The organism is Halopseudomonas pelagia, from assembly GCF_009497895.1.
GTDB classification, from domain to species: domain Bacteria; phylum Pseudomonadota; class Gammaproteobacteria; order Pseudomonadales; family Pseudomonadaceae; genus Halopseudomonas; species Halopseudomonas pelagia_A.
The window spans coordinates 3,364,796-3,377,686 of sequence record NZ_CP033116.1; the positions used below are offsets into that span (position 1 = coordinate 3,364,796).

The following is a 12,891-nucleotide window of genomic DNA, read 5'->3' on the forward strand; positions in this document are numbered from 1 at the left end:
ACTAGGTGGAGTATGGGAGCTGGCGGACAGGACCCCCTGCTGAGATCGGAAGTACCCTCCCTCGTCATCCTCGCGAACGCGGGGATCCATTTTGATTAGCCTGCGCAGATGGTGCGGTGTAAACCGAAAGTCAGAATGGATTCCCGCCTGCGCGGGAATGACGAGGAGGAGCGGGAATGACGGTGGGGGCGGGAATGTTGGGGTGGCTGGGGACGACCGGGTTTAGCGACGTCCTGTAAGAAACCAACGCGCTGCCCCCCCCACCCCGTCATCCCCGCGAAGGCGGGGATCCAAGCGGATTCGCCCACCCAATCAATGCCCGCACTCCTCCCGCATCATCCCCAGAATCTGCTTTTCCATGCCCGCATATTCAGGATGCGCACGCATATCCTCGCGGGTATTAATCTCGCTATCGGCTTTAAACGGCGGATGCAAAATGGTCTTTACCCGCCCCGGGTGTCGGGACAGGAACACAATCTGATCCCCCAACAACAGCGCCTCCTCCACATCATGGGTGACCATCACCACTGTCATGCGCTCCTTGCGGATCACGTCCAGCAGCAGCTCCTGCATCTGCCAGCGAGTCTCCGCATCCAGCGCGCCGAAGGGTTCATCCATCAGCAACACCTTGGGCGTATTGGCCAGGGCACGTGCCAGGGCAACACGTTGGCGCATGCCGCCGGAAAGCTGATGCGGGTAGGCGTCAGCGAAAGCGCTCAGGCCAACACGGTCGAGAAAGTAATCCACCGTGCCTTCCTGCATCGCCAACATATCGCCATTAACGCGCAAACCATAAGCGACGTTCTGCCGTACCTTGAGCCAGGGGAAAGAGGTATAGCCCTGAAACACCATGCCCCTATCCCGATGCGGCCCACGCACCACTTCGCCGTTCAAACTCACACTGCCGCTGGACGGGCGTTCAAGCCCGGCCATCATGCGCAGTACGGTCGACTTGCCGCAGCCGGAAGGCCCGAGTAGCACACAGACCTGGCGCGGCTCCACGTCAAAGCTGACCCCTTCAACGGCCACTACCTCGCGGCCGTTATCCGAGAACACCTTGCCCACCTGCCGCACCTGCAGTCCCTGCAAATCGGCATCCAGCTTTACCGCAGCGGCACTCATTCAGCCTCCAGCGCCGCCTTGAGCGGGCTCAGCTCCACGCCAGTGGTCCAGTCGTGCATGGCGTCGGCCATACCGAATTTCTGCCACCAGGTATTGGTGGTATTCCAATGCTCGACAATCTGGCCATTGGTCATGCCCAGCGGTAGTTCGCCTTCGGCAATGCCCATAAAGCGCGAGGCTTCTTCCAGGTCGAAGACCATGATGCCGCCCTTGTACACTTCGCCGTCCGCGCCGATGACCATCTCCACATCGCTGACGTCAAACTGAATGGCTTCGGCGATAATGCGGTTGCCTTCCTCCGGATTGGCCTTCCAGAAATCGACCGCCTTGAAATAAGCCTCCATCGCCAGTGCAGCCGCTTCCGGGCGCTCATTCAGAAAGGCTTCGCTCATATACATACCGTCGCCCAGCAGCGCGGTGCTGATCCAGTCGCCCTGGCTGGAGTCCGCGACCACGCGTGCGCCGGGCATGTTTTTCAGCAGCTGGCTACCAAAGGGTTCCCAGAGTTCGACCGCGCTGACGCTGCCGCCGAGCATGGCACCCACCGCTTCATCCATGATCACATTGACGAACTCGACCTGATCAATCGCCACGCCATTCTCTTCCAGCCAGATGCCCATGAATATCTGCGTCAGCCCGCCTTCCATCACTGCGATCTTCTTGCCGATCAGATCCTTCGCAGACTCAATACCCGGCGCGAGAATGATCTTGTCAGTGCCGTAGGACGGGTTGGTATAGGTCACCAGCTTGATCGGCACGTCTTTATCTACCGCGATCGGACCGTATTCAACGGTGCTGGAAGTGATATCCAACTGCCCTGCGGTCATCAGACCAAAGCTCTCGTAGGGATCCTCAATAATGCTGATATTCAAGTCCAGCTCCGGTACCAGATTCTTCTCCTTGGCGATAAACCAGAAGCCATAACCCGGCCACGAGAACAGCGACACATTGACCTTCTCCGCCGCCTGAGCGACCCCGGCAGCGCACATCAGCGCCGCGCCCAGTACACAGCCCTTGGCTGCCTTGCTCCAGTTGCTCAATCGCATAGTGATTCTCCTAGATGAGTAAATCTTTACCTTCCCCGCTGACGCAAATAAGGAAACGCCAGCCAATGCACCCCACGGAACGCCAAATCACACAACAAGCCCAACACCCCAATCACCACGATCCCAGCCATGATGTCGTCCACATGCACAAAGCGCCGGGCGCGCATCATCATCGCGCCGATGCCGTCAGTGGCCGCGACAATCTCGGCGATCACCAGGTAGGTCCAGCTCACCGCGAGCATCTGTCGGCAGGTGTCGACGATGCCCGGCAAAGCCGCTGGCACCACCACCGTCCAGAGAATCACCTTGCGCGACGCGCCTAAAGTCTTGGATGTCTCGATAAAATCGGTCGGCACCTGGCGCACCACGTCACTGACCAGGGTGATCAGAAACCACACCACCCCCAGCACCAGCAGCGCGATCTTCTGTTCATCGCCAGTGCCCAACCACATCAGCAGCAGCGGAATGAATGCCGGTGCGGGCAGATAGCGGAAAGCCGAGACCAATGGGTTGAAGAACGCCGCCAGCAGCGGAAAAGCCCCCATCAGCACACCCAGCGGCACTGCGATAGCCACCGCCAGCCCAAAACTGATACCGATACGCCGCAAACTGCCGAGCACGTCCGAGCTGAAGCCACGCTCAATAAACAGTTCGCGCAGGGCCTCCAGCACCTGCAGCGGCCCGGGAAACAGCGGGCTGGGTGTGCCGTCAGCCGTGGCTGCAAAATGCCAGGCCAACACAAAGGCGACCCACGCCACCACGCCCAAAACCAACTTGATACCCGGTGCCACTGGCTGCTTGAAATCCAACTGCTCCCAGACTGCTGCCATTAATCCCGGCATCACTACACTCCCCGTAAACGCCCCAATCCAGGGCAAAAGCCAGCTAGCATTGCGCTCAGAATGCCGTCAGGAAAGACAACGCATTGACCCCAACCGCCTTGCCATCACGCACCGTATCGCGCACATCCGCCGTGCCGTATTCCTCAGCCAGCACCCGCGCCACACGATGCCGGTGAAAGCTCTTCACCTGCCCCCACACACTCAGTTGCTGTGGGCATTGCCCGGAGTAAATCTGCTGATGAAAGGCCGGTAGCCGGAACCAGGCCATGTTCGGCTTGGTGTGATGGGCGTTGTGATAGGAGAAATTCAAGGCCAGCAGATTCAGCCAGGGCCAGCGCGAGGAGATCAGATTGCTGTAGGTGTTGGCCTCCTCGTACTCACGCACGCCTTTGTACGGAGGCTTGGCGTCGGGCGTGTCCAGCGTGTAGAAGATTTCGTAGTTATGCTGAAAGCTGTCCATAAAGCGCAAAAAGGTCAGGAACAGGCAGTAGGCCACCGCATACCCCAAAGCCGCCCAAGGCGCGAACCAGACAACCAAAGCAAACAGACTGAAACGCAGCAAAGTGATTCGCAGAACCCGTCCGCGTTGAGCCTTTTTACTTTCATACATAAAGGGCGCGGCGATCAGCATGGTATGCATCAGCAGCTCAACCGCGGGGATATAACACCACTCAAGGCCGCGGATGATCTTGTGTAGTAACGGGCGCTTGGTGATAAAGGAGCGGTAGTCAAAGGCCACCGGCTCGCAATTGTCCACGTGGTGGCGCATGTGCTTGTAGCGCATGTCCTCATAGGTGCCGTAATGCGAGCCGGTAATCACGTTCATCCAACGACCGATCACAGTGTTGTGCTCGACCTTCTTGCACAGCGCATTGTGGCCGCAATCGTGCAGCAAGTAGGCGGCGATGGTCATGCCATGTGCGACGGCCAGCACGCCAAGCGGCAGACTCCACCAGGTACTGACAAACAGCAACGCCCAGCCACCGAAGTAGGTCAGCAATACGTAGCCGATGGCCAACGTGTTAGGCACCATGCCCTCGTCGCGCCAGATGTTCTTGTAAAACTGCATGTCTGATATCTCCTGTTAATACACGTAAACCGCTTGGATCCCCGCCTGCGCGGGGACGACGCCCCACTCCGTCATTCCCGCGAAAGCGGGAACCCACCTTGACCTTCAGCCCGGCCAAACTTCATACAACCAACCCGAAATGGATCCCCGCGTTCGCGAGGATGACGGGAGAGAGGAGTCATTCCCGCCTACCCCGTCATTCCCGCCCTACCCCGTCATTCCCGCGAAGGCGGGAATCCAAGCGGTGTCTCAAACCAGGCTCGGCCTAGCCCACCGCCCGCGTCTGCTTCAAACCCACCCACTCCGCAAACCGATCTCGCTCACGCAACCCCACCCACTTGTTCACCTGCCACAGGTCCGCCACCGGCATCCCGGTAAAGGGCTGCGTATGCAGGTAACCGTCTGGCCCAAACTCCGGAGTCATGGTGCTCACCGCATACCCTCGCCGCGCCTGGCTTTCCCAGATCGCCTGCCAGCACCGCTCATGCGAAGCCAGCGCCTCGGCGTACTCCGGGGCGGCCGGGTGCGGGACTTGGGGGCCTTGGTCGTAGCCAACGCGGCTGTGCACGTGGTGCGCCTTTTCGGCGACTTCCAGAATGGTTTCCCACTCCGAATCCATCAGCCGCTCACACACCACCACCCAGTGGCTGAAGTCGCAGGTAATGCGTAAATCGGGTACTGCACGCAGTACATCGCGGGTGACCCAAGGGTTGAAGAACGAACGACCGCGGTGCGTCTCAAAACTGCACATCACGCCAAAGCGGTCAGCCAGATCCTGCGCCCGGCGAAAGAAGTCGATTTGCACGTCCAAAGGCCAGGCATCACAGCCGCCCATCACATTGCAGAAGCGCGGGTCCAGCGGCAGGCTGCGTTTGATCTTGGTTTCGAGGGACGCCAAATGTTCGTCCGGTGTGGCGTGGCGGTCTGGCACGTAGCTGCCCGCAGTGCAGATCTCCGCGATGAAATCCAGGCCGTGAGTGGCCAGGACTGTGGCCAGTTGCTGGAACTCTTCGGCGTCCGCGGGCGCAGGCGCCTCTATGCCCGCAAAGCCGGCATCCACCGCCAAGGTCGCGGCCTCCTCAAACGTGCCTTCATGGCCCCACACCGTTTTAAACAGATCCAATCGCATGCCACTTACTCCAAACCGGTTAATCACTAACCAGTACTAAAGCAATCCGCATGCCATATAGGTGCAACTTTGCATAGGTCTCTGTTTTACATGCTAATCGGCATGTATAGGCGTAGAGGCCTTCTTAGATAACTGCACAACATCGGAGCAGGCTGCTTTGAGCTGCACCGGAATACTGCGTAAGTGACCACCTGTTGAGCCGGTCACATAGGTAACACCGCAAACCGGCCACATAGGTAACACCTATGCTGGCCGTATCACCCGCCCGCGGCGCTCATCAACAACGCCCAGACAGACTCCGCCAAAATACAATTGCCAACGATCAAACTCCAGCGGCTCCAGCCCAATATATTCCCCAACCAACTGGCGGGTTGTGTAAATCGGTTCGCCGTGCAACTTGATATAGCCGCCGTGTTTTACCTTTCTCACTGCGTATCCAGATGGATATTCGATCTCAGGTATGACCTCAGGGAACGCCCGTGGTGAATAGCTATGAACATCTACCGGACAGACTCCTAGACCAAGGCTCTGGTGTGGTCTCTCGTAGTTATGTTCCCGCACGAACTGATCAAACGCCCTTTGCTGAGCCTGCATATCTTGCCTCGGTGGCTTGGCAGTAGCTGCTTTCAGCGTGCGATGCATGCGCTCATGACGACCATTTTGCTGCGGTTTTCCTGAAGCGATCCGTTCAGGGTAAATACCGAGTTTGATCAGCCAGATCGATAACGGGGTAAGCCCGCCCAAGCTGCTCATAGCGAACGGCCAGCCGTTATCTGTGCGTATCGCACGCGGCAGTCCATAGTCGCGGAAAGCTTGTTGATACAACGCGATAGAAGGCTCAAGCTTAGGGCTTGTAAGGCCTTGGCAGGTGATTAGCAAACGACTGTAATTATCTGAAATGGTCAGCGGATAGCAGAGCTGGCCGTTGCCCAGGCGAAACTGGCCTTTGAAATCGGCACTCCACACTTCATTTGGACCTGACGCATGGCTTAACGGGTGCGTTTGAGGCGGCGTCTTACGACGCGGTCGACGCTGCTTGACCAGCCCATGGGCCTTGAGTATTTCACCCACTGTGCTTGCTGCGGGCCAGTGAGCGGATGGATCCTCACGATAGAGTGCTGATCGGATAGTGACGGGTCCCCAGTCCGGATATTGATTCTTCAGTTCCAGTATCCGAGCAACTACTGCAGCAGCTGTTTGATGGCTCTGGCTATGCCGGGCACGGCTGTCGTCTTCAAGTCCGGTCATCCCCAAGGCTTTGAAGCGGTTAATCCACTTATGCCCGGTTTTGCGTGACACACCGAAGCGTAAACACAGCTCTGTAGTGGTAAATCGGCGGCTGAGCCAAGCCTCGATAAAAGCAGTTCTCTCGCTCATGGTACAGGTCGCTTTCCAGTTCATTGGCCCCTCCTTATCGAGGCCAATACGCTATCACCTGTTACCTATGTGCCCGGTTTGATCTGTAACCCATGTGCCCGGTCAGTACCCACCTCCGATTGATCCCCGCCTGCGCGGGGATGACGGTCAGTGGCATGACGACCGGTGTTCCAGGGATGACGAACAGAGGGTGCTTCCCGGCATCGCCATTCCCGCGCCCCCACCGTAGCTCCCGCCCACCCCATCATTCCCGCCCCAACCCGTCATTCCCGCCCTACCCCGTCATTCCCGCGAAGGCGGGAATCCATTCTGACTTTCGGCGCGCACCAACAAGCCAACAGATCAAACCCAAAATGGATCCCCGCCTGCGCGAGGATGACGAACTGAGTGGGTATTCCCCGCCCCACCCCGTCATTCCCGCGAACGCGGGAATCCATTCTGACTTTCGGCGCGCACCAACAAGCCATCAGATCAAACCCAAAAATGGATCCCCGCGTTCGCGAGGATGACGATAGGTGCGCCGCGAACCTCATCACCGATTGCACCAAACGCCCCAATAACGCCTAATACACAGCTTAAGGAATACGGACATACCCATGAGCAAACTCAACACCCACCGCATCCAGGCAGCCCAGGCGATTTTTGCGATTGACAGTTTCTGGGCCGAAACCTTTGCTGATACCAGCCTCAGCGATCTGAACTACTGCGACCTGTTCACCCAGATGTGGCTTACGCGCAACGAGCAGGCCAAGGCAAAAACCGACCTCTACGACCTGATGCCCAATATCAGCCGCCGCACGGCTGTGAAATACGTACAGAACGCCATAGACCAGGGCATGCTCGCCGAGCATGAATGCGAGACGGACAAACGCATCCGCCTGGTCACCCTCACCGCCCCAGCGCTGGCCAAGGTCGAGCGATTTCTCGACCATGCCTGCGCCAGCTTCGGTGAAGTGGGCCGGTAGGAGCCACCAGATTGCAGGCATAAAAAAACCCTGAACATGTCCGGGTTTTCAATCGCTCTACCAACTTACTCCGCTCGTAGCGTCTTCTGCTCGTAAATCAGATCCACAATCCCGTTACTCGGCTGGTAACCCTGCACCGCGTGCAACAGGGTCAGGCGTACCTGCTCATAGTCATCTTCACGTACCGCCTGACGAAGCTTGTCGAGAATAGGCGACAGTTCCGCCCAGGGAATAAACACCTCGTTGGCACGGTGGATTTTCTCATGTGCGGTCGTTTCCGGATTATCGCCGATCAACAGTTCCTCATACAGCTTCTCACCCGGGCGCAGGCCGCTGAAGGTAATGCCGATATCACCGTTGATATTCATCTCGTCGCGCACGGTCAGGCCTGACAGCTGAATCATCTTGCGCGCCAGGTTAACAATCGTCACCGGCTCGCCCATATCCAGCACGAACACGTCGCCGCCTGTGCCCATCGAGCCCGCTTGAATAACCAGCTGAGCTGCTTCGGGGATGGTCATAAAGTAGCGGGTGATATCCGGATGGGTCACGGTAATCGGGCCGCCATTGCGAATCTGCTCGCGGAACAATGGGATAACCGAGCCCGACGACCCAAGCACGTTACCGAATCGCACCATGGTAAAGCGCGTGCGGTTAATCTGATTAATCTCTGCCTTCTCGCCCCACAATTGCGGCGCCTCTTCGGAGCTCAGCGCCTGCAATACCAGCTCGGCCATGCGTTTGGTAGAGCCCATGACGTTAGTCGGGCGCACGGCCTTGTCAGTCGAAATCAGCACGAAGTTCTCGACGCGGCACTTGATGGCAGCCTGGGCGGTGTTCAGTGTGCCAAACACGTTATTCATGATGCCTTCAGCCACATTGTGCTCAACCATAGGCACATGCTTGTAAGCAGCAGCGTGATAGATCGTATGGATGTCCCAAGCGTTGATCACATCCTGAAGGCGCCGATAGTTGCGGATGGACCCAAGAATCGGGATCAGCACTGTCTTGAGGTTCTGAGCGCGTAGATAACCCGTCAGCTCTGAGTGAATTTCATACAGCGCGAACTCGCTGTGCTCAAACAACACCAGCGTTCTTGGATTGGAAAGCACAATTTGCCGACAAAGCTCGCTACCGATCGACCCGCCCGCGCCCGTCACCATCACCGCTTTGTCTTTAATGCAACGCTCAAACAGCGACTGGTCCGGTGGCACCGAATCACGACCCAGCAAATCTGCAACATCCACTTCCTGCAGGTCATCTACCTTGACCTTGCCACTTGCAAGGTCCATCAACCCGGGGATGGTACGCACATGCAACGAATAGCTTTGCAAAGTACTCAGCACTTCCTGGCGGCGCGCCCGCGTGGCGGAGGGGATCGCCATAAACAGCTCCTTCACCCCTTTGTCGTTGATCATCACCCCAACCTGATCGGGCGAATACACGGGTAAACCGGCGATCATGCGGCCGATAACACTCTCGTTATCATCCACAAACGCCACTGGACGGTACAACTGACCAACACGTAATGAAGCCAGCAACTGGTTACCAGCAGCGCCCGCGCCATAAATCGCTACCGGCTTGCCACCTGGGTTCTCGTCCTTCTCCTGTTTGGAAGCACCATACCCAAACCAATCACCCATAAAGTATTGCCGTGCCAGCAGGCGCAGTCCGCCCACCAGCATCAAACTCAGACTCCAGTAGGAGAAAAACACTGACCGCGGGAACAGCACCTCAAAGCCGGAATCGCGAAGCACCATCAGTACCAGCGTATAAGCCAGAAAACCCAAGGTCACAGCCTTGAAGATCACCATCAGCGCATCGTTGCCGAAGTGCCGCATAACCGCGCGGTACATGCCCAGCCTGATGTAAATCGGTATTGCTACCGCGGGAGCGATTAAAAACAGCCAAATCTGTTTGCCTTCGGGCAGAATCCAGCCTGTCTGACTCAGACGCATAAACAACGCCGCCCACATGGCGATAGACAGCAGCACGAAATCGGCGGCTATCTGAATGACCCGCTTCCGGCGGTAGCTCAAACTGATTAATCGGTCCTTGACCACTTCATACTCCTATCGTTATGTCAAAATGACACTACATCTATGATCCATTGCCCAGGTTGAGCATCAGCAGATCAATAACCGTTGGGGTTCTCTGACTGCCAACGCCAGGCGTCCTCGCACATTGCTTGGATACCCAACTCAGCCTTCCAGTTCAATTCATCCGCAGCTAATTGCGGGTCAGCGTAGCAACTGGCCACATCGCCTGGGCGCCGCTCGGCCAATTGATAGGGCAAGGATTTGCCACAGGCCCGCTCGAAGGCCTTGAGCATGTCCAACACCGAATAGCCGCGGCCCGTGCCCAAATTGAACGCCTTGATCCCGCGCCGGTGCTCCAGCCAGCGCAGCGCCTGCACGTGCCCCGCCGCCAGATCCATCACATGGATATAATCCCGCACACCCGTCCCATCCGGCGTAGGGTAGTCCCCGCCAAACACCGTCAAATGCTCACGCCGCCCGACGGCTACCTGAGCAATAAAGGGCATAAGGTTATTCGGTATACCTCCAGGGTCTTCGCCAATCCGGCCGCTAGGGTGCGCACCCACCGGGTTAAAGTAGCGCAGCAGAGCAATATTCCACTCAGGGTCTGCACGGTGCAGGTCCGCAAGCAGCTCCTCGATCATCAACTTCGAGCGGCCATAGGGATTGGTTGCACTGGTCGGGGAACTCTCGCGCACAGGCAGGCTGGCGGGGTCACCATAAACCGTCGCAGAAGAGCTGAACACCAGATTCTTGACGCCTACACGCTGCATCGCGTCACATAACACCAGCGTACCGCTGACGTTATTCTGGTAATAGCGAAGCGGCTGCTGCACCGATTCACCCACCGCTTTCAGGCCGGCAAAGTGAATCACAACATCAATCGAGTGTTGGGCAAAAATCTCGTCAAGCAGACGCGCATCGTTGATATCACCTTCAATGAAGGGAATCGATTTACCGGTGATGTATTCGGCGCGCTTGAGCGATTCAGGGGAGCTATTACTGAAGTTGTCCAATACCAGCACAGCAAAACCGGACTCAACCAGTTTGATGCAAGTATGCGTGCCAATAAAGCCCGCACCGCCGGTGACCAGAATGGTTTGACTCATATAATGCCGATCTCCGCTGAAGTCTGGTGTGATTTTATCACCTTCCAGGCGTCGATTGACTCATTACCGTCATACAAAAATGGATCGCCGCGTTCACGAGGATGACAAGAGTGCGGGTCATGCCCGGCACCACCAGTCATTCCCGCCACTAACCCGCCAGAGAAGTAACCTCCGGTATCTCCCGAACTTTCAACAGCCGCCCAGGATTACCGACAACAACACCGCCATCGGGTATATCTTCGCGGACCACAGCATTTGCCCCAACGATCGCATGGCGCCCGATACGGATCCCCGGCAAGATTACAGCTCCCAATCCGATAAAAGCATAATCGCCAATATCACAGGCGCCCCCTGTATGTATGCCGGGGCAGAACTGCACATAGTCACCTATACGCGTCTCATGGCCGATGTCTGAATACGGTTGCAGGATACAACCCTCACCCGCTATACACTCCGCGCCCAATAAGCTGTACACATGGAAAAAACTACCCGCTCCATATTCGCTGCCTATCCCCGAAAAATTGGAACTGTGGCGCAAAGACACCACATCAAAGCCCTGCGTACGCAGCCACCGGCTCATTTGGCCCCTTACCAAATTATCACCGATGCAAACGTGAACGTTGTGTATACCTTGCTCTTTAAGCTTGGGCAGCAACTCGCGACCTCCCAGCACCGAAAATCCCAGCACCTGGTCTGGCATTGAGGCGAAACCGTCGTCGATCAAACCAACTATGCGGTATTCAGGGGAATCAACAATGGTGCTAATCACGGACTTTGCGTGCCCGCCCGCACCCACAAGCACCAGCGGAGTTCTGGAATCGGTCACGAGGAGTTCCTGATGTGAAAACTGAAAAGGAAAATTGCGTTAGCTGGTCCGACGTCAGACCAAACCTGACACTTGTCTCGGATTAGCTAACAGATATTAGCTGCCAGATAAACGTGCGCGCTCAGCGCGCCCCGCTTGCCGCATTACCTCCGCAATCACTGCACTGGTTTTATCCATCTGCGCTTCCGTTAGCGTGGGGTGCACCAGAAACATCAAGCTCGTATCCCCCAATTCCTGCGCCATCGGCAAGCGTTGCTCAGGCCGCCACCCGGTATCGTCGAACGCTTTTTCCAGATAGACCTCAGAACAAGACCCTTGAAAGCAAGGCACGCCTCGCTCGATGATCTCTTCAACAATCCGATCCCGGCTCCAGCCGGCCGCCAAGCGTTCAGGGCGTACTTGCACATAACATTTATAATGCGCATGCGTGCATTGATTGCGGTTGGCACAGTCAAGATTACAGGTAGCTGCACAGCCAAACTGCGGCACACGCAACACTGAGAAGTCCTGACAAGTCTGCCAGATGCGCTCAGCGTTTGTCGTACGCGCCGCCGTCCAGGCAGCCATACGCTTGAGCTGGATACGGCCGATCACCGCTTGCAGCTCCGTCATCCGCCAGTTGGTACCAAAGCTATCATGCAACCAGCGGAAGCCCGGCGGGTGCTCACGCTCATAGATGGCCTCCCAACTCTTACCGTGATCCTTGTAAGACCACATGCGCGACCACAGCTCCGGATCATTGGTGGTGACCATCCCGCCCTCACCGCCCGTGGTCATGATCTTGTCCTGGCAGAAAGACCAGGCACTGATGTGCCCTATGGAACCAACCGAGCGCCCCTTGTAACGCGCACCATGCGCCTGGGCGCAATCTTCAATCACATAGAGATTGTGCTCATCGGCCAATGCCATGATGGGGTCCATGTCACAGGGCCAACCAGCCAGGTGCACGCAGATTACCGCCTTGGTACGAGTGCTCAGCACCTTGCGTACTGTCTCAGCAGTAATATTCTGCGAGTCAGCATCCACATCGGCAAAAATCGGGATTGCCCCGGCCGTTACAATGCTTGAGGCGGAGGCTAGAAAAGTTCTAGAGGTAACAATAACCTCATCCCCAGGGCCAACGTCCAAGGCCTTTAACGCCAGGTCCAAGGCCACAGTGCCGTTGGTCAACGCAATCGCGTACTTCGAATCGGACCAGCGAGCGAACTCCTCCTCAAACGCGCGCCCATGCTGCCCGGTCCAGTAATTAACCGCGTTAGAAAGTAAAACATCGCTTACAGCAGACGCCTCTTCCTGGGTAAAAGAGGGCCAAGGAGCGAAGGGGGTGTTTAGCATAAGAATCCTTGTCAACTGGCGGTAGCAGCGCA

The 12,891-nt window shown here is 57.0% G+C and carries 11 protein-coding genes; 1 reads left to right on the plus strand and 10 read right to left on the minus strand.

Annotation, left to right across the window (positions count from 1 at the left end):
* Positions 1–312: 312 nt before the first annotated feature.
* The 6 genes from EAO82_RS15545 to EAO82_RS15570 form a co-directional block, all read right to left on the minus strand.
* Complete coding sequence (locus EAO82_RS15545) at positions 313–1,122, minus strand: ABC transporter ATP-binding protein (RefSeq protein ID WP_096346747.1); 810 nt, start codon at positions 1,120–1,122, stop codon at positions 313–315.
* Positions 1,119–2,168, minus strand: coding sequence for an ABC transporter substrate-binding protein (locus EAO82_RS15550; RefSeq protein WP_218838607.1), 1,050 nt, complete (start codon positions 2,166–2,168; stop codon positions 1,119–1,121). Before EAO82_RS15550 ends, EAO82_RS15545 begins: the two co-directional genes overlap by 4 nt.
* Before the next feature lie 26 nt (positions 2,169–2,194).
* A complete protein-coding gene (locus tag EAO82_RS15555) occupies positions 2,195–3,010 on the minus strand; it encodes an ABC transporter permease (protein ID WP_218838608.1) in 816 nt (271 codons plus the stop codon).
* Between the two features lie 55 nt (positions 3,011–3,065).
* Positions 3,066–4,079 (minus strand): fatty acid desaturase family protein, encoded by a 1,014-nt coding sequence (locus EAO82_RS15560; RefSeq protein ID WP_096346748.1) that lies wholly within the window; start codon positions 4,077–4,079, stop codon positions 3,066–3,068.
* 265 nt (positions 4,080–4,344) lie between these two features.
* A complete protein-coding gene (locus EAO82_RS15565) occupies positions 4,345–5,208 on the minus strand; it encodes a sugar phosphate isomerase/epimerase family protein (RefSeq protein WP_096346749.1) in 864 nt (287 codons plus the stop codon).
* 243 nt (positions 5,209–5,451) lie between these two features.
* Positions 5,452–6,609, minus strand: coding sequence for an integrase core domain-containing protein (locus tag EAO82_RS15570; protein WP_096347735.1), 1,158 nt, complete (start codon positions 6,607–6,609; stop codon positions 5,452–5,454).
* A 572-nt stretch (positions 6,610–7,181) separates the two neighbouring features.
* Here EAO82_RS15570 and EAO82_RS15575 point away from each other — a divergent pair.
* A complete protein-coding gene (locus EAO82_RS15575) occupies positions 7,182–7,550 on the plus strand; it encodes a hypothetical protein (protein ID WP_218838646.1) in 369 nt (122 codons plus the stop codon).
* A 65-nt stretch (positions 7,551–7,615) separates the two neighbouring features.
* Here EAO82_RS15575 and EAO82_RS15580 read toward each other — a convergent pair whose 3' ends face one another.
* From EAO82_RS15580 to EAO82_RS15595, 4 genes are all read right to left on the minus strand, one after another.
* Positions 7,616–9,613, minus strand: a complete 1,998-nt coding sequence (locus tag EAO82_RS15580) for a polysaccharide biosynthesis protein (RefSeq protein ID WP_153274298.1) — start codon at positions 9,611–9,613, stop codon at positions 7,616–7,618.
* A gap of 71 nt (positions 9,614–9,684) precedes the next feature.
* Positions 9,685–10,698 carry a UDP-glucose 4-epimerase GalE gene (gene galE, locus EAO82_RS15585; protein WP_096347487.1) on the minus strand — a complete coding sequence of 338 codons (1,014 nt, stop codon included), beginning with the start codon at positions 10,696–10,698 and terminating at the stop codon, positions 9,685–9,687.
* A gap of 148 nt (positions 10,699–10,846) precedes the next feature.
* Complete coding sequence (locus EAO82_RS15590; protein WP_096347488.1) at positions 10,847–11,524, minus strand: NeuD/PglB/VioB family sugar acetyltransferase; 678 nt, start codon at positions 11,522–11,524, stop codon at positions 10,847–10,849.
* Between the two features lie 96 nt (positions 11,525–11,620).
* Complete coding sequence (locus EAO82_RS15595) at positions 11,621–12,859, minus strand: DegT/DnrJ/EryC1/StrS family aminotransferase (RefSeq protein WP_096347489.1); 1,239 nt, start codon at positions 12,857–12,859, stop codon at positions 11,621–11,623.
* Between the last annotated feature and the right edge of the window lie 32 nt (positions 12,860–12,891).